A 17,620-nucleotide genomic window follows, 5' to 3' on the forward strand; every position below is an offset into this window, starting at 1 on the left:
AGGTAAAATTTTATGCAAAATTATCAAGCAGCTAAGGATGCCCTTAACGATAAAGTCATACTGGTTACCGGCGCCGGTGATGGCATCGGTAAAGAAGCCGCGTTAAGCTACGCCCGTCATGGCGCCAGCGTTATTCTGCTTGGCAAAACGGTTAATAAGCTTACCGCCGTCTATGATGAAATCATCGCCGCCGGAGGCAAAGAGCCGGCCATTATTCCGCTGGATTTAAAAGGCGCCACCGCCCAACATTATCGTGATATGGCAGCGACCATTCAGGCCGAGTTCGGCAAACTAGACGGTGTATTACACAATGCCGGTATGCTTGGCGTGTTAAGCCCGTTTGAACATATCGACTTGCCTACCTGGCAGGATATTATGCAGGTAAATGTGACATCCGCCATGTTGATGACACAGGCCTTGCTGCCAGTACTGAAAAAAGCGCCACGGGCTTCCGTGGTGTTTACCTCGTCAGGTGTGGGCCGCAAAGGCCGCGCCTTCTGGGGGCCGTATGCGGTATCCAAATTTGCCACTGAAGGCTTAATGCAAGTTATTGCCGATGAATATGACAACAGCAGCATTCGTTGTAACTGTATCAACCCCGGCGCTACCCGCACTAAGATGCGCAGCCGCGCGTATCCGGGCGAAGATATTAACCTGTTAAAAACGCCTGCCGATTTAATGTGGCTTTATCTGTACCTGATGAGCGACGACAGCATTGCTGTCAATGGCCAGTCACTGGATGCACAAGTCAAATAAGCAAAAACCCGGCGCAGCGCCGGGTTTACTATATTCATTAAACTGGTTTTCTGAACTGGTTATTTTTTGCTAAGAATTTCTTCGCCATTTGCAGCGGCCCACTCATTCCAGGCATCTACTTTGGCATTAAAATTTTCTACCGCTTGCGCAGTGGCTTCGGCAATTAAACTGTCAATTTGCTTGGCATACTTTTTATCTACTTTGCTCACCGGCACCACATCGATACCACGCTCTTGCAAACCTTTTTTCATGGTGTGGGTACGCAATAGCTGCAGCTGGCCCGCCTCGACATAAAAGTACTGGCTTTCTTTATTAATGGTTTTAAATTTAGGCTTAGTCGGACGCTTATCCGATTTTACAGCGCTTACCGGAGTATCAGTAACTGCAACATCATTACTTAACTTATAGCCCAGTTGCTCCAGCGTAAACCCTTGTGATTTGGCCAATTGCTCTAACTGACTAATCAATTCCACTTCTTTTTGCCGCTCAGCCAGTACACTGTTTAAAGTGTCAATCACGTCAGTCAGCTTTACCAGGGTTAGCTCTTTGGCGGCTTTTTTCAGTTCACGCTTATCTAATAAAATCGACATTGCCATCTCCTCTAATTAAGTGTTGGAAAGGATAAGCAATTTAGCGGATGAAATAAAGCACATAACAATAGTTAAACCAAAAAAACAATATCATTTATTCAGCTTCAGTTAAGATTGCAACAATCTCAGCGGTTTTTTGTTCCATTAACTGCACATTGTTACGCGATTCGACATTTAATCTCAGCACGCTCTCGGTATTTGAACTGCGTAAATTAAAACGCCAGTCAGAGAAGCTCATACTTAGGCCATCTGTAAAATCAAGCGCCAGTGCAGCAGGTTGATAATGTTGTTGCACCTTAGTTATTGCAGCTGTCGGTGACGCAATATGGAAATTCAACTCGCCGGATGAAGGATAGTTTTCAATCATTTGCGCCACTAATGCCGACAACGGTTGCCGAGTTAATGACACCAGCTCCGCTACCAGCAGCCAGGGGATCATGCCACTGTCGCAATAGGCAAAATCACGAAAATAATGATGAGCACTCATTTCGCCGCCGTACACCGCATCTTCGCTGCGCATCCGCTCTTTAATAAAAGCATGACCGGTTTTACTCATTACCGCCAGGCCGTTGTGCTGCTGTGCAACTGCCTGGGTATTCCAATATAATCTCGGGTCGTGAATAATCTTTTGTCCGGGATGTTTTGTTAAAAAGGCTGCACATAACAAGCCAACAATATAGTAGCCTTCGATAAAACAGCCTTTTTCATCAAATAAAAAACAGCGGTCGAAATCACCGTCCCAGGCAATACCAAAATCGGCCTGATGTGCCACTACCGCCGCGGCAGTAGCAGAGCGGTTTTCTGGCAACAGCGGATTAGGAATACCATTTGGAAATGTAGCATCGGGCTGATGGTGCACTTTAATAAACTTTACCGGCACCCCAGCCGTTTCAAACTGCGCTTCAATGGCATCGACTACATGGCCGGCAGCACCGTTACCGGCATTGACCACTAAGGTTAATGGCTTAAGGTTCGCCGGTTCAATAAAGCTCAGCATGGTCTTAACATAAGCCGGCAGCAACGACTGACGTTGCCAACTGGCGTGCTGCCAGCTGAAATGATCGCTACTGCGGGTAAGGGCGAGAAAATCATTAAACTGCTGCGTGTCAAACGGCTCGGCTAATAACAAAGCCGTCTGCTGTTTAATATCCAGCAAACCGGTATCACCACTAATAGGGCGGGCCTGGTGGCGTACCAGCTTCATACCGTTGTAATCAATAGGGTTGTGGCTGGCGGTGACTTCAATAGCGCCGTCTATATCCAGATACTGGGCGGCGAAATACACCTCTTCAGTGCCGGTCATGCCAAGGTCAATCACGTTTACCCCTTCGCTTAGCAAGCCCAGCGCCAGTGCGCATTTTAATGGTTCTGAGGTGGCGCGTACATCAGCCCCCAGCGCCACGGTGCGTGGCTTCACCACTTTGGCAAAAGCGCGGCCAATGCACCAGGCCAGTTGCCCGGTCAGCTCTTCGTCCAGTTTGCCGCGGATATCATAGGCTTTAAAACAGCGCAGCAGGTTATCAATTGCGGCCATACTTGTCCTCAAAGCGAATAATGTCATCTTCACCTAAATAGCTGCCAGATTGCACTTCAATCAACTCCAGCGGAATTTTGCCAGGGTTTTCCAGTGAGTGAATGGTGCCTACCGGGATAAAGGTTGACTCGTTCTCAGTGACTAAAAACTCCTTGTCACCGTTGCGTACCAACGCCGAACCACTGACTACCACCCAATGCTCTGCCCTGTGATGATGCATTTGTACCGACAATTTAGCGCCAGGTTTTACCGTAATATGTTTAACCTGATAACGGCCGCCACTATCCACCGAATCATACTTGCCCCAGGGCCGGAACACTTCACGGTGTAAATCCACTTCTGTACGGCCATAGCTTTGCAGCTTAGCGACAATATTTTTTACGCCCTGCAACTGACTTTTATGCGCCACCAGTACTGCATCTTTGGTTTCTACCACCACCACATCGTCCAGCCCTATCGCAGTCACTAAACGCTGCTCAGCGTACACATAGCTGTTGTGGCACTGCTCCAGCAGCACATCACCGCGACAGGCGTTGCCCTGTTCATCTTTTGCCATCACCTGCCACAGTGCATCCCAGCTGCCGACATCACTCCAGCCGGCATCCAGCGGCACCATAACGGCATTGGCAGATTTTTCCATTAGCGCATAATCAATAGAATCGGATGGGCTGGCGCTAAAAGCCGCCTTATCCAGCCGGATAAAGTCCATATCAATACTGGCTTTGGCCAGTGCCTGTTCAGCAGCCGTCACGATATCCGGCGCAAACTGTTGCAATTCAGCCAGTAAGCGGCTGGCTTTAAATAAAAACATGCCGCTGTTCCAGTAATACTCACCGCTGTCAACAAACTGGCGGGCGGTGGTTGCATCCGGCTTTTCATAAAACTGGGCCACGCCGCTTACCCCAGCGGGTAAGGCTGCGTCCATCACACCGGCGCGGCGAATATAACCGTAACCGGTGTGAGCACTGGTGGGCACTATACCAAAGGTGACCAACTTGCCTTGATTTGCTGCTGGTATTGCCAGCTCTACCGCCTGGTGAAACGCTGGCACATCTTTAATGGCATGATCAGCCGCCAGGATCAACAGTAAAGGGTCATCCCCTTGTTGCATGGCTTTAAGGGCTGCTACTGCTATGGCGGGCGCCGTATTGCGCCCTTCTGGCTCTAACACTATGGCCGGGTTGGTAATGGCCAGCTCACGTAGTTGCTCGGCCACCATAAAGCGGTGGTCCTCATTGCAGATAATAAGCGGGGCACCCAGCCCCGCTAAGCCTTTCACCCGCAGTAAGGTGTTTTGCAGCATACTTTTATCATTAAGTAGCGGCAGAAACTGCTTGGGCTTTTTTGCCCTCGACAGTGGCCACAGCCGGGTGCCCGACCCGCCACTCAGAATAACTGGTATCATGCTGACTCCTTTCAATAATTATCCGGTTAATCATCTTGCTGCTCAGTATAGCCATAGTCAGCCTTGCGCGTCAGCAGACAGATGCAGATCAGCGCAGAGAAAAACCCACTGCAGACAACTTTTTGCTGGTCGGTGCTCTTTAAGTAGGTAAAATCGGCTATGGTGTCGCGATTTTCAACGTAGGGTAAAGTTATGCCAGATTTTAAACAGTTGTTTGTTAACAATAAAAACTGGGCAGATCGGATAGAGCAAGAGCAGCCCGGTTTTTTTAAGCAGTTATCTGAACAGCAGGCACCGGAATATCTGTGGATTGGCTGCTCTGACAGCCGGGTGCCGGCCAATGAAATTGTCGGTTTACTGCCCGGTGAGCTATTTGTGCATCGTAATGTTGCCAATCTGGTCGTGCACTCTGATATGAACTGTCTGTCGGTATTGCAGTACGCTATTGATATCTTAAAAGTTAAGCATATTTTAGTGGTTGGCCACTATGGCTGCGGTGGCGTTAAAGCGGCTATGACCAAGCAGCGGGTGGGTTTTGTCGATAACTGGCTGCGTAATGTCAAAGATGTCTATGTGATGCACCGCGATAAAGTTGACGGCCTCAGCGACGAAAACGAGCGGTTAAACCTACTGATAGAGCTAAATGTAATGGAGCAGGTGCGTAATTTATGCCACACCAGTTTTGTGCAGGAAGCCTGGGAGCGAGGTCAGGAACTGACGGTACACGGTTGGGTATACAGCTTACGCAACGGCCGGGTAAAAGACTTGCGAGTCAGCCACTCCTGCAATGATAAAATCGACGATATTTACACCGTCGATTTAGCTGAATTTATTAAAAAATAATTATTTAAAACGGATTGGCTGCGCCGCCACCGGCTGATAGGTGGCACTGTGGCCATCAACCCAGTTACCATTTTGCAAATAGCTGGATTTGGTCTGTAAAGTGCCATCCGGTAAGATACGACTGAGTGACTTTACTTGCGTAATGCCGTTTTGGTTATTTTCGACATTTTCAAGCGCCATTATTTCACCGCTTTGCACATTAAACTCCATAGTGCCATGGGTATAAAAACCGGCAGTGGTGAAATAATAATAAGCCAGGCTTTGCTTTTTCTCGTCCCAGAAAATAAACGACTCGCCACCATATTCGCCGTTATTAATCGAGTGCACGGTTTTTATCGCCTGGCCGTTTAATGCTCTACTCCATAAGGCGCGGTCTATCACTTTTTCTGTTTTGCCCGGCTGGGTTAAATCGCCCTGCCAGTGCTGGTTCAGATAGGGCCGGAATGGCTCCAGTTTGGCGTGCAGTGGCTGGGTTTCATTGGCACTGGCTAAGGCGCTAAGCAGTAACAGGCTGATCAGGAGAAATTTCATCGCGTTGTCTCAGTTTGCTATTTTGCCAAGTATTAAATATAACAGCGACAAAGTAAAACCTGCCGTTACAGGATCACTGTTTTATTGCCATGCACAAACACCCGGTCTTCCACCACCAGCTGCAACGCTTTACTTAACGCCGCTTTTTCCACATCGCGGCCGGCGCGGGCCATATCTTCCGCGCTAAAGTTGTGATCCACCGGTGCCACCATCTGCTCGATAATCGGGCCTTCGTCTAAATCATCATTTACAAAGTGCGCGGTAGCACCAATAATTTTTACCCCGCGCTCAAATGCCTGCTGATAAGGGTTAGCGCCAATAAAGGCCGGTAAAAAGCTGTGATGAATATTGATAATTTTTTCCGGAAACTGCGCGACAAAGGCCGGTGTTAAAATACGCATAAATTTGGCCAGCACCAGATATTCTGGCTGATAGGGTTTTATCACCGCCAGCAGCGCTGCTTCATGCTCGGTGCGGCTTAAGCCCTGATGGCTGACATAGTGATAAGGTAAATCAAAACGGGCGGCCAGTTGCGCCAGCTCAGGGTAATTCCCCACTACCGCCGCAATATCCAGCGCCAGTGAGCCGTCAAATACTTTGATTAAAATATCGCCCAGGCAATGCGCTTCTTTGGTGACCAATATTACCACCCGCTTAGCACGCTGGCTGACTAAACTGCGCTCTGAGCCCGCCGGCAATGCGCGGTCTAAATCAAACAGTAAGGTGGCATCATTAAATACACCTTCTAATTCGGTGCGCATATAAAAGCGGCCACTGACCGGGTCAACATATTCGGTATTGCGAATAATATTCAGCTGGTGCTTGTAGCAAATATTGGTAATTTGCGCAATCAGGCCTTTAGAATCAGGGCATTCCGTTAATAAAATCTTGCGTTCCATATCTGTTATCTGTCGTTGAGAGTAAAGCTGATGTTTTACCGCATCTTTAGCTTCAGCGTCAAAGACATTTAGACGTCTTTGACTTAACTTGTTGTTTTGGCAAAAAACCGCATAATACCGCTGTATTACTCCCAACGCTTAACAGGAGCCTATGGCGTCGTTTCAGTTTAATGTGGTCGGCTATATACAATCGCCGTACAAACAAAAATTTGCTATTCCGCGCCAGCCTGGGCTAATCCCGGAGGCCATCGGCTATCTGGAGCTGGAGCCGGGTTACGATGATGACACCATTTTGCGCGGTATCGACAGCTTCAGCCATCTGTGGCTGTTGTTTGTGTTTCATGAAACCGCAGATAAGGGCTGGTCACCGATGGTGCGGCCACCACGCTTAGGGGGCAATACCCGCAAAGGTGTGTTTGCTACCCGCGCCACCTTCAGACCCAACCCGGTTGGGCTGTCAGTGGTAAAACTGGAAGGGGTTGAACGTAAAAACGGTAAATTGTGCTTAAAGCTAAGCGGCATTGATTTATTACATGGCACGCCGGTTATCGACATTAAGCCCTACCTGCCCTACTCTGATGCTTTACCAGAGGCCGCTGGTGGCTTTGCCGACAGCGCACCCGAAACAGCAATGACAGTAAGTTTTTCTGAGCAGGCCAGCGAATTTTGCCGCCAACAAAACCACTATCCCGATCTACAAGTATTTATCGAGAAAGTCTTAAAGCAAGATCCCAGGCCTTCGTACAAAAAACAACGCGACACCGAGCAAAGCTATGGCATGAGCTTGTACCACTACAATATTAAATGGACCGTAACCGGAGAGCATAACCATGTTACTGAAATTCATCAGCTGCAGCCTTAAGCTGACCGCTGCAGCAACCTGTGTTGCCCTATCGGCCAGCACCCTGCCAGACTTACCCGAACCGGTAACTAATAATGCCGTGGCCAGCACCAGCATTCGTGGCAAAACCTATATCGTTAGTTTTATGGGTATAGGGCCAGGCAAGCAGCACAGCGATATTCATAACAAGGTGTTTATGCACACGTTGGGCGAGTTTGGCTGGCAAACCCTGCCGCCGGTGCCGAGCCAGCAGCGCTTAAATGGCCGCGTTGCGGCCAGTGCTGTGGCGCTGAACAATAACTTTTTTGTGTTCGGCGGTTTTAGTGTCAATGCCGATGGCAGCGAACAACCCGCCAGCGACAGTTACCGGCTGGATCCTATTACCCGCCGCTATACCAAGCTCAATGATATCCCGGTGCCGGTAGATGACGCTGTCGCCCTGACATACCAAAACCGCTATATCTATCTGGTCAGTGGCTGGAGCGATCATGGTAACGTTAATCTGGTGCAGCAATTTGATAACTTTACCCAGCGCTGGTCGCAGGCCACGCCGTTTCCCGGTAAGCCGGTATTTGGCTTAGCTGGCGCTATGGCCGGCAATACTATGCTGTTATGCGATGGTGTAGCGCTTAATTACTACAGTGATAAAAAGCCCAGTTACCAAAGTGAGCCGGCCTGTTATCTGGGTATTGTAGGCGATAATGCCAATAAAATAGACTGGCGCCTGATAGCGCATCCAACCGGTACAGCGCGTTATCGCATGGCCGCTATTAACAGCCAAATAGACGGCAAAGACATGCTGGTGTTTATTGGTGGCAGCACTAACCCTTATAACTACAACGGCATAGGCTATAACGGCCAGCCGTCTGAGCCTGACAGCAAAGTGTGGGTATTTTCGGTTGCCGAAAAACGCTGGTTAAAAGCGGCTGATACCACGGCTGTGATGGACTTACGCTCGTTGATTGAAATAGACGGCCAGATTTACTCGGTCGGCGGTATGCAAAGCGGCCAGCAAGTTAGCCCCCGGCTTATCCATCACCCGATAAAACTCCAATAGAATTGCCCCTGCCGCCTTGCTAGAATGGCGGCAATTTTTTATTAGCACGACATACGAGAATACGATGCGCAGCAGTCAGTACTTACTATCTACCGTAAAAGAAACCCCGGCCGATGCCGAAGTGATTAGCCATAAACTTATGCTGCGCGCCGGCATGATCCGCCGCGTCGCCTCAGGCATGTACACTTACCTGCCCACTGGCGTGCGGGTGCTGCGTAAAGTTGAACAAATTGTGCGTGAAGAGATGAATAAAGCTGGCGCCATTGAAGTATTAATGCCGATGGTGCAACCGGCCGAGCTGTGGCAAGAATCTGGCCGTTGGGAGAAAATGGACGCCGAATTGCTGCGCTTTAAAGACCGCCACACACGCGATTTTGTGCTTGGGCCAACCCACGAAGAAGTGATCACCGATTTAGTGCGCCGCGAAATTACCAGCTACAAACAGCTGCCGCTGAATTTATATCAAATTCAGACCAAATTCCGTGACGAGCGCCGGCCACGCTTTGGTGTAATGCGCGCCCGCGAGTTCTTAATGAAAGACGCCTACTCGTTTCACTTAAGCCAGGACAGCCTGCAGCAAACCTATGACGCCATGTTCCAGGCCTACTGCAATATCTTTACCCGTTTAGGGCTGGATTTTCGCCCGGTACTGGCCGACACCGGCGCTATCGGTGGCAGCATGTCGCACGAGTTCCATGTGCTGGCCGCTTCAGGTGAAGATGCTATCGCCTTCTCCGATAGCAGCGATTACGCCGCCAATATCGAGATGGCTGAAGCGCTGGCACCTGCCGGTGAGCGCCCGGCTGCCAGCCAGCCACTGAGCGAAGTGGCTACCCCTAATGCCAAAACTGTGGCGGAAGTCGCCGCCTTATTAGGCCAGGACATCAAACAGGTGAGTAAAACCCTGATTGTGTATGGCGTAAAAGGTGACAACGATAAAACCCAGCCGTTGGTAGCACTGGTGCTGCGTGGCGATCATGAATTAAACGAAATAAAAGCCGAGAAATTGCCGCAGGTACAAAGCCCGCTGGTATTTGCCAGCGAAGAAGAAATCCGCGCGGCCATTGGCGCCGGCCCCGGTTCTTTAGGCCCGGTAGCTATGCCGCTGCCGCTGATTGTCGATCGCAGCGCGGCACACCTGGCCGATTTTAGCTGCGGTGCCAATAAAGACGGCTTTCACTTAACCGGCGTGAACTGGGACCGTGATGCGAAAAACTACAGCGTGGCTGATTTGCGTAATATCGTCGAGGGCGACCCAAGCCCGTGCGGTAACGGCAAGCTGGTGATCAAACGCGGTATTGAAGTGGGCCATATCTTCCAGTTAGGCGATCGCTATTCACAGGCATTAAAAGCTGGCGTGTTAAACGAAGAAGGCAAACACCAGATCATGACCATGGGCTGCTACGGCGTTGGCGTATCGCGTATTATCGCCGCGGCCATTGAGCAAAACCACGATGATTTCGGCATTATCTGGCCTGATGCAATAGCCCCGTTTCAGATTGCGCTTATTCCAATGAATATGCATAAGTCGGTGCGGATTGAAGAGGCCACAGTGCGCCTTTACAACGAGCTAACTGCCGCTGGCTTTGAAGTGTTGTTTGATGACCGTAAAGAGCGCCCTGGCGTAATGTTTGCCGATATGGAACTGATGGGCATTCCGCACAGTATCGTGATTGGTGAGCGCAACCTGGATAACCAGCAGGTAGAATACAAAAACCGCCGCAGCGGCGAAAAAGACATGCTGGATATTCCGTCTGTCGTGGCGGCCATGCAGCAGAAACTGGCAAAGTAATAGCGGTTAGCATCTAACCGAGATAGTAAAAAAGGGCAGAAAAATCTGCCCTTTTTTATTTGTAACTTTTCGCTTAAAACAGCAGGTTTTTACCGAAGAAAATGGTCGATACGGTATTAACGAAAATCACCGCCAGAATAAACGGAATAAAGGTACCCAGCGAGAAATTAACGTATTTTTGCAGTAATGAGCCGGCAAAGGTGGCGTTGCCCTGGCTTATTTCCGCATCGAAGTTATGCTTTTTCCAGCGGTAAATCACAAACAAACACAACAACAAACCGTTTAATGGCAGTATGGTTTCGTAGAAGATATCGTATACCAGATCGAAAAACGATTTTACAATTGGCTGGCCTTCAGCATTTAAGCCATAACTGGTTAAACTGCTAAACAGCTCTACCCGGCCAAACGACAAAGCACATACCACTGCCAGCGTTATCATCACCGCGCCCAGCGTGTATAGCGCCTTACGCCGAGACACGCCTTTGCCGTCCATCAAACTGGCTACAGGCACCTCAATAATAGATACCAGTGAGGTTAAAGCAGCGAAAAACACCAGCAGGAAGAAAAAGCTGGCGACAAAGGAGGCGCCGAAATAGCCAATATCGGCCTGCAGTGCCAGGAAAATTTTTGGCAGGAACATAAAAATCATGCCGATGCTGGATTCCGACAGCTCACTTAACTGAATATCCGGGTTGAAAGAAAACACTGCCGGCAATATCAGCAGGCCAGAGCAGGCGGCCACCAGTAACGACAACGCGGCCACCATTTTACCGGCATGCACTATGTCATTGTTTTTCTGAATATAAGAGCCGTAAGTAATTAAAATACCCATAGCCAGCGATAAGGAGAAAAACGCCTGTGCCAAAGCGCCGTTTAATACCTTGCCGGTTAACTTATCAAACTCTGGCACCAGGAAAAACTTTACGCCCAACATGGCGTTATCCAGCGTAAACACATAGATCACTAAGGCGATAAGCATAATAAACAGCATTGGCATTAATACCCGGGCCGCTTTTTCAATGCCCTGCTTTACCCCGCCTTGTAAAATAGCGAAGGTTAAGCCAATGACGATGGCCATATAGATAAACAGCTCATTGCTGTTAATAAAACTGCCGAAGCTGTCTGGCGCGGCCAGTTCAGTTAATTGCCCCATAACCGATTTGGCCAGATAGCCAAAAATCCACACCGTAATCACCAGATAAAACACGCCAATCATAAAAGGCGTTAACACCGACAGCCAGCCAACTGTGCGCCAGGCGCGGTTCTGGCCAATTTCGGTATAAGCCCCTAGCGGGTTTTGCCTTGTATGACGGCCCAGGCTCATTTCAGCGAGCATGACCGGCAGGCAGATAAAGAACACAAAAAAAGCATACATTATTAAAAAGGCGGCGCCGCCATTTTTGCTGGCCATCACCGGAAAGGCAACCAGATTACCGATACCTACGGCCGAACCGGCTGCGGCCAGTACAAAGCCCAGGCTGGAGCTAAATTGTTCACGTTTCATTAGTACGCGGACTCCCTGAATCTTTCTTATTAGAATAATTGAGCTGTGCTCATTTTTTTGTAAGCGCCCTGCATGCTAACAGGCTGTTACGCTAAATCCTAGTGCTGTACTGCTCCGATGCGTTTAACAGCGTTGGAACCACGCTTAGGATCTGCTATCGTGCGCCGCATAACGAAGGCTCGTGTAGGATTAACTTATGTTTTATATGATTTACTCTGAAGATGTAGCAAACAGTTTAGAAAAGCGCCTGGCAACAAGGCCTGCGCATCTGGCACGTTTAGAGCAGCTGAAAAATGAAGGCCGTCTGCTGCTGGCCGGGCCCCTGCCGGCGATTGACAGCCTGGATCCTGGCACGGCAGGTTTTACCGGCTCTTTAGTTGTGGCTGAATTTGCCAGTTTAGCCGACGCGCAAAGCTGGGCCGATGCCGACCCTTATCTGGCCGCCGGTGTGTATGCCCGCGCAACAGTAAAACCGTTTAAAAAAGTGCTGCCTTAAGGCTGCAGTAACAAGGACAGTAACATGGGTTATATCTTATTGACCGGCGGTGCCGGTTATATTGGCAGCCATACGGCACTGGAGCTGTTAAACGCCGGCTTTTCGGTGTTAAGTTTTGATAATTTTAGCAATAGCTCAGCTGAAGCGCTTAACCGGGTGCAACAGCTAACGGGCAAAAATCTTATCAGCATCCAGGGCGATATTCGTGATGAAGCCGCGCTGCGCCAGCTGTTCAGCCAATATGCTATCAGCGCCGTAGTGCATTTTGCTGGTTTAAAAGCCGTGGGTGAGTCCACCCAGCTACCGCTGCATTACTATGACAACAATGTTGCCGGCACGGTAACCCTGTGCCGGGTAATGCGCGATTTTGGTGTAAAAAAGCTGGTATTTAGCTCCTCTGCTACCGTCTACGGCGATGCCAAACAGGTGCCTATCCCGGAAACGGCGCCACGCTCTGCCACCAACCCGTACGGCCAAAGCAAGCTGATGATCGAGCATATTCTTGAGGATCTGGTGAAAGCCGAGCCAGACTGGGGCATAACCTTGCTGCGCTACTTTAACCCGGTCGGCGCCCATGACAGCGGCCGCATTGGTGAAGACCCAAGCGGCATTCCCAATAACTTAATGCCGTTTATCTCGCAGGTGGCGGTGGGTAAAAGAGCAAGCCTGAGTGTATTTGGTAACGATTACCCCACCCATGATGGTACCGGTGTGCGCGACTATATCCATGTGGTCGATTTAGCCCGTGGTCATGTTAAGGCATTGCAATATCTGCAGCATAATACTGGTATAGAGGCCATAAATTTGGGCACCGGCACAGGTTATAGTGTGCTGGATATGGTAAATGCCTTTAGCCGGGTCAATGCTGTGTCAGTACCCTTTACCATAGCGCCGCGCCGGCCCGGTGATATTGCCACCTGCTATGCGCAGCCTGGCAAAGCTAAAGCGCTACTGGGCTGGCAAGCTGAAAAAACACTGGATGATATGGTGCGCGACAGCTGGCGCTGGCAGCAGGCCAACCCTAATGGTTATAGCCGCTAGCTAATTAGCCCAAGCTCTAACGCCAACAGCACAGCACGGGTGCGGTCACGCACCCCCAGCTTGGCTAAAATAGCAGAACACTGGTTTTTTACTGTGCCTTCAGATTTATACAGCGCAGAGGCAATTTCTTTATTGCTATAACCTGCCGCCATCAGCTGCAGAATTTCTAACTCTTTGTCAGTTAACGGCTCCAGCTGCGCTGGCATAGCAAAGTCGCTGCTGCCGGCGCGCACACTGCCTAACAAGCGCTCGGTAATATTGGGCGCAAACCAGCTACCGCCATTGGCCAGCGTGCTTATCGCCTCGACCAGGGTCTGCAGCGATACATCTTTTAATAAAAACCCGCGCGCGCCCAAGGAAATACTTTTAAGCACCAGCTCATGCTCATCAAAGGTGGTCAGGATAAGTACCGGCGTGCTGATCCCTTCCTGCTGTAAGGCCGCTAAGGTTTGTACACCATTCATTACCGGCATCGATAAATCCAGCAGAATAACTTCTGGCTGATATTGCCGGCAGGCATCTACCACTGTGCTGCCATCGGCACATTCCGCTACCACCGCTACTTTGCCGGACAGCCCGAGTAAGCTTTTAATACCATCGCGGATCAGCTTCTGGTCATCTACCAGCAGTACCTTATGCATTATCACTCTCCTGATACGGCAGGCTCAGGCTTAGCTCAAGCCGTTGCTGTACTGTATTCACGGTTAAACTACCGCCGCATTCTGCTGCACGCTCCTGCATACCGGTTATGCCATTGCCCTGCCGCCAGTGCGGGTTTACTTTGCCATTATCGCTTAGCGTCAGCTGTAAGTTCCCGTCACTGATATGGGCGTTAATTTGCATTTCGCTGGCACCGCTGTGTTTTAAGCTGTTGCTGATAGCTTCCTGCACTATGCAGAGCAAATGCTGCGCCTGTTGCAAATCATGCAGCATTATATCAGCGGGGATCTGCAGCTTAACCTTAAGCTGTTCGGGTATCAGTGCCACTAACGGCTGCACCGCATCCAACAACGTAACGTCTGCATACTGGCGCATAGTGCTTACCGCTTCACGCACATCAGCCAGCAATAATTTGGCCAGCTGATGGCATTTATCCACCTGGCTTTTGGCCTCACCGCTGCTCAAATGGCCGGCTACCTGTAGCTGTATCGTCAGCGCGGTTAAATGATGGCCGACTAAATCGTGCAAGTTACGGGCAATGCGGGTGCGTTCACTCTGGCGTGAGGCCGCCTGCAGTAATTGCTGGGTGGCTAACAGTTGCTGATGTTTTTGCTCCAGCTCGTCTCTGGCTGTTTCAGCATCACGGCTGGCACTTTGCACCAGCACAGCAAACAAATGGAAGCTGCCATACAACAGCGCAGTAATCCACACAGTGCTGCCAGTTTGCCAGCCAATCAGTGTATACCATGCCGCCACTACTACAGCGCTGAGTAACATGGCGGCAGACGTGGGCATGACAAAAGGCAGCATCGCCGCCCAGATAATGGTCAGAATAGACAGAAAGTCAAAGTAACGCCCAGGCAGTAACCATACCAAAGCAAACGCCAGCAAAAGCTGCACACCAAGCAGCACAGTGCCAAAACGGCCGCGTAACGAATAGGCACCCTGCTCCCGTGTCAGTACAATAAACACAGCGCCGTACAGCAAAAACAGCAGATGCACCAGCCACTGGCTGTAGCCGGGCTGGACTTTGTGCAGGATAAAAATACTAATGCCGTATACCAGTAACCAGGTCAGTACCCCAGCCAGGGTGGCAAAATCAAATTTTCTGTTCATCCAGGCATTATGCGCAGCTTTATACCAACTGCAATAGGCCAGAAGTCATAGTCTGAAATCCTGACTTTCGGCACCTGCGCGCCAACCTCCACCAGCGTAAGCTGCTGCTATCAACCAAGGAGGTTTAGCATGTTAACCCTACATACCGCTTTACTGTATTTACACATCGTATTAGGTGCCATGGCACTGCTGGTGTACTGGCTGCCAATTGCTGCCCGTAAAGGCGGCGCTTTGCATATCAAGGCCGGTAAGGTGTTTTATTATCTGATGCTGACGGTAGCCGGCTCTGGCATAGTGCTGTGTATCATCCGCTTATCGGATCCGGTCGGTATTTATACTGCTGGGCAGCACATGACAAATGAGCAAATTCAGCAGATGTTAGTATGGAGCATACCATTATCACAGTTTCTGTTATTACTGAGCTTGCTTACCTGGGTAACAGTACGCCACGCCATTGGCGTGCTAAAGGCCAAAGATAACCGCGCTGTGCTGCGCCGCTGGTACTATCAGGGCCCGGTGTTTTTAATGTTCCCGTTAGCCGGGTTCGTTGCCTACAAGGGTATCAGTATCGGTATGCCACTGCTGATTATTTTCGCTGCGGTTAGCCTGGTTACCGCCACCACCATCAGCCGGTATGTTTACCAAAAAACGGTTAGCCCGCGCGCCTGGATCATCGAGCATTTCAGTAGCATGGTCGGCAGCGGCATTGCGGTTTACACCGCCTTTTTTGCCGCTGGTGGCCGGCGTATGCTGGCAGAGATATTACCGGGCAACTGGCAATTGGTCAGCTGGCTGGCAGCACCGGTAATTGGTATGGCCGCACTGCTGCTGTTAACCGGGTACTACAAGCGCCGCTATAAAGTTGTGCCAAACAAGGCTTTACAACAGGGTTAAAACTTGCTTAATGTCATGCCAGATAAAGCAGCAAAATAGCCGTAATATGAAAAATTCAGCAGTACAGCATAAAGTAATTTGGATCACCGGCGCCTCGGGCGGTATTGGTGAAGCCCTGGCCCGCGAGCTGGCCGCCGACGGCGCCCGCTTAGTATTAAGCGCCAGGCGGCAAACTGAGCTTGAGCGGGTGCGCGCCAGCTTAGCCAATAGCAGCCAGCATCTGTTGTTACCGCTGGATATTACTGACGACATGGCAGTAGCCAGTGCCATTGACACCATACAACAACAAATCGGTGGCCTGGACTGGCTGATCAATAATGCCGGTATCAGCCAGCGCGCGCTGATTGTCGACACCACAGCCCAGACCGACCGTAAATTATTTGAAGTCGATTATTTCGCCCAGGTCAATTTAACCCGCCAGGCACTGCCGTTATTGCTGGCCGATGGCGGCGGCAAGGTGGTATTTGTTTCCTCCGTTGCCGGCTTGGTCGGTACCCAGTATCGCGGCAGTTATTCTGCCGCCAAAGCTGCGTTGCACTTATGGGCCAATAGCCTGCGTGCCGAGCTATTTGCCCAGGGCTTAACAGTGGCGACTATCTTCCCGGGCTTTGTTAAAACCGATGTATCGCGCAATGCACTAACCGGCGATGGCAGTGCGCTGGGTAGTATGGATGATGCCCAGGCCAATGCCATGAGCGCAGATGCCTTTGCCGAAAAAGCGGTAAAAGCGCTGCTAACAGGCAAAAGCTATATTGTTATCGGTGGGCTAAAAGAGCGCCTGGGTGCCCTGATGTCACGTTTATCACCGGAGCTGCTGTACAAAATGGTGCGTAAAAGTAAGGTGCGTTAGGCACTCAGTGCCTGATAAATCAGCCGGCTACCGAGCAGCAGCATGCTGATACTGATCAGCTGATAAAACGCTTTCTCGCTAAATTTATGTTGTAACACTACGCCAAGCTTTACCCCCAGCCAGACCAGCGGCAGGCTAAGCAGCGCATAACCAAACAAGGCGCTATTAAGCTGCCCCAGCAATAAGTACGGCGGCAGTTTCAGCAGGTTTACCACTGCAAAAAACACCACCGCTGTGGCCAAATAGTGCTGTTTCGGCATACCCTGTGGCAATAAATACATATTTAGCGGTGGCCCGCCGGCATGGGCAATAAAGCTGGTAAAGCCGCTTAACGCGCCAAGTGCACGGCCCGCCCACGGCGACGTAAAACGCGTCTGGTTTACCAATTTTAGCAGCATATTCAGCGCAAATAGCAGCGTAATCACCCCAAGTAGCAAGCGTAAACTGGCTTCATCTAACCAGCCGAAGCTGATATAGCCAACAATTATGCCGAGCAATGCTGCCGGTAGCAGCAGCGCTAAATGCTGCACATTGTGCTGCCCCCACCATTGGCGCAGGCTCAGCACATCGGCAATAATCAGGATCGGCAGCAATAACGCCGCTGCCAACAGCGGGCTTATCACTAAAGACATCAACGGCACGGTAATACCTCCAATAGCACCGGCAAAACCGGACTTGGAAATACCGGTTAACAACACCGCCAAAGCGATAACCAGCAGGGTTAATATATCAATATCAGGCACTATTCAGTCTTTTTAGTAGGTGTCTTCCAATGCAGTCAGTGTAAAACTTAACAGTACTACTCAACCAG

At 50.2% G+C, this 17,620-nt stretch carries 18 protein-coding genes; 9 read left to right on the plus strand and 9 right to left on the minus strand.

Annotated features, from left to right (window positions below):
• The first annotated feature begins 12 nt into the window (after nucleotides 1-12).
• Nucleotides 13-756: a YciK family oxidoreductase gene (locus RNAN_RS07585; RefSeq protein WP_008220415.1), complete on the plus strand. Its 744-nt coding sequence runs from the start codon at nucleotides 13-15 to the stop codon at nucleotides 754-756.
• 59 nt (nucleotides 757-815) lie between these two features.
• Here RNAN_RS07585 and RNAN_RS07590 read toward each other — a convergent pair whose 3' ends face one another.
• The 3 genes from RNAN_RS07590 to RNAN_RS07600 form a co-directional block, all read right to left on the minus strand.
• Nucleotides 816-1,346 (minus strand): H-NS family histone-like protein, encoded by a 531-nt coding sequence (locus tag RNAN_RS07590; RefSeq protein WP_008220417.1) that lies wholly within the window; start codon nucleotides 1,344-1,346, stop codon nucleotides 816-818.
• Nucleotides 1,347-1,440: 94 nt separating this feature from the next.
• A complete protein-coding gene (locus RNAN_RS07595; protein WP_008220419.1) occupies nucleotides 1,441-2,880 on the minus strand; it encodes a phosphohexomutase domain-containing protein in 1,440 nt (479 codons plus the stop codon).
• Nucleotides 2,867-4,285: a mannose-1-phosphate guanylyltransferase/mannose-6-phosphate isomerase gene (locus RNAN_RS07600; RefSeq protein WP_008220422.1), complete on the minus strand. Its 1,419-nt coding sequence runs from the start codon at nucleotides 4,283-4,285 to the stop codon at nucleotides 2,867-2,869. The genes RNAN_RS07595 and RNAN_RS07600 overlap by 14 nt, the downstream gene beginning before the upstream one ends.
• A 192-nt stretch (nucleotides 4,286-4,477) precedes the next feature.
• On the opposite strand from RNAN_RS07600, the gene can reads away from it, so the two are divergent.
• Nucleotides 4,478-5,128 carry a carbonate dehydratase gene (can, locus tag RNAN_RS07610; protein WP_008220424.1) on the plus strand — a complete coding sequence of 217 codons (651 nt, stop codon included), beginning with the start codon at nucleotides 4,478-4,480 and terminating at the stop codon, nucleotides 5,126-5,128.
• On the opposite strand, the gene RNAN_RS07615 is transcribed toward can, so the two are convergent.
• Together RNAN_RS07615 and purU are read right to left on the minus strand one after the other, a co-directional pair.
• Complete coding sequence (locus RNAN_RS07615) at nucleotides 5,129-5,659, minus strand: hypothetical protein (protein ID WP_008220427.1); 531 nt, start codon at nucleotides 5,657-5,659, stop codon at nucleotides 5,129-5,131. It abuts the gene before it with no gap.
• A 65-nt stretch (nucleotides 5,660-5,724) separates the two neighbouring features.
• Nucleotides 5,725-6,558: a formyltetrahydrofolate deformylase gene (gene purU, locus RNAN_RS07620; RefSeq protein ID WP_040551865.1), complete on the minus strand. Its 834-nt coding sequence runs from the start codon at nucleotides 6,556-6,558 to the stop codon at nucleotides 5,725-5,727.
• A gap of 151 nt (nucleotides 6,559-6,709) precedes the next feature.
• On the opposite strand from purU, the gene tsaA reads away from it, so the two are divergent.
• The 3 genes from tsaA to RNAN_RS07635 all read left to right on the plus strand — a co-directional run bounded on the left by tsaA (nucleotide 6,710) and on the right by RNAN_RS07635 (nucleotide 10,248).
• Entirely contained in the window at nucleotides 6,710-7,420 is a 711-nt protein-coding gene (gene tsaA / locus RNAN_RS07625) for a tRNA (N6-threonylcarbamoyladenosine(37)-N6)-methyltransferase TrmO (RefSeq protein ID WP_008220431.1), read from the plus strand.
• Nucleotides 7,389-8,456 (plus strand): Kelch repeat-containing protein, encoded by a 1,068-nt coding sequence (locus tag RNAN_RS07630; RefSeq protein ID WP_008220432.1) that lies wholly within the window; start codon nucleotides 7,389-7,391, stop codon nucleotides 8,454-8,456. Before tsaA ends, RNAN_RS07630 begins: the two co-directional genes overlap by 32 nt.
• 64 nt (nucleotides 8,457-8,520) lie before the next feature.
• Complete coding sequence (locus RNAN_RS07635) at nucleotides 8,521-10,248, plus strand: proline--tRNA ligase (RefSeq protein WP_008220434.1); 1,728 nt, start codon at nucleotides 8,521-8,523, stop codon at nucleotides 10,246-10,248.
• Nucleotides 10,249-10,321: 73 nt separating this feature from the next.
• On the opposite strand, the gene RNAN_RS07640 is transcribed toward RNAN_RS07635, so the two are convergent.
• Nucleotides 10,322-11,752 carry a sodium-dependent transporter gene (locus RNAN_RS07640; RefSeq protein ID WP_008220436.1) on the minus strand — a complete coding sequence of 477 codons (1,431 nt, stop codon included), beginning with the start codon at nucleotides 11,750-11,752 and terminating at the stop codon, nucleotides 10,322-10,324.
• Between the two features lie 196 nt (nucleotides 11,753-11,948).
• Here RNAN_RS07640 and RNAN_RS07645 point away from each other — a divergent pair, with 196 nt between their 5' ends.
• Nucleotides 11,949-12,248 carry a YciI family protein gene (locus RNAN_RS07645; RefSeq protein WP_008220438.1) on the plus strand — a complete coding sequence of 100 codons (300 nt, stop codon included), beginning with the start codon at nucleotides 11,949-11,951 and terminating at the stop codon, nucleotides 12,246-12,248.
• Nucleotides 12,249-12,272: 24 nt separating this feature from the next.
• Entirely contained in the window at nucleotides 12,273-13,289 is a 1,017-nt protein-coding gene (gene galE, locus RNAN_RS07650; protein ID WP_008220440.1) for a UDP-glucose 4-epimerase GalE, read from the plus strand.
• On the opposite strand, the gene RNAN_RS07655 is transcribed toward galE, so the two are convergent.
• Both RNAN_RS07655 and RNAN_RS07660 read right to left on the minus strand, forming a co-directional pair.
• Nucleotides 13,286-13,930 carry a response regulator transcription factor gene (locus RNAN_RS07655; RefSeq protein WP_008220441.1) on the minus strand — a complete coding sequence of 215 codons (645 nt, stop codon included), beginning with the start codon at nucleotides 13,928-13,930 and terminating at the stop codon, nucleotides 13,286-13,288. The two genes, galE and RNAN_RS07655, sit on opposite strands and share 4 nt — an antisense overlap.
• Nucleotides 13,923-15,065 (minus strand): sensor histidine kinase, encoded by a 1,143-nt coding sequence (locus RNAN_RS07660; protein WP_008220443.1) that lies wholly within the window; start codon nucleotides 15,063-15,065, stop codon nucleotides 13,923-13,925. Before RNAN_RS07660 ends, RNAN_RS07655 begins: the two co-directional genes overlap by 8 nt.
• 129 nt (nucleotides 15,066-15,194) lie before the next feature.
• On the opposite strand from RNAN_RS07660, the gene RNAN_RS07665 reads away from it, so the two are divergent.
• Both RNAN_RS07665 and RNAN_RS07670 read left to right on the plus strand, forming a co-directional pair.
• A complete protein-coding gene (locus RNAN_RS07665) occupies nucleotides 15,195-15,959 on the plus strand; it encodes a hypothetical protein (RefSeq protein WP_008220445.1) in 765 nt (254 codons plus the stop codon).
• 46 nt (nucleotides 15,960-16,005) lie between these two features.
• The gene (locus tag RNAN_RS07670; protein WP_040551866.1) at nucleotides 16,006-16,809 is read left to right on the plus strand and encodes an SDR family oxidoreductase; all 804 of its coding nucleotides are present in this window, start codon (nucleotides 16,006-16,008) and stop codon (nucleotides 16,807-16,809) included.
• Here RNAN_RS07670 and RNAN_RS07675 read toward each other — a convergent pair.
• Entirely contained in the window at nucleotides 16,806-17,552 is a 747-nt protein-coding gene (locus RNAN_RS07675) for a sulfite exporter TauE/SafE family protein (protein ID WP_008220448.1), read from the minus strand. The two genes, RNAN_RS07670 and RNAN_RS07675, sit on opposite strands and share 4 nt — an antisense overlap.
• Nucleotides 17,553-17,620 lie beyond the last annotated feature (68 nt).

It is taken from the genome of Rheinheimera nanhaiensis E407-8 (assembly GCF_000296695.1).
Classification (GTDB): Bacteria; Pseudomonadota; Gammaproteobacteria; order Enterobacterales; family Alteromonadaceae; genus Alishewanella; species Alishewanella nanhaiensis.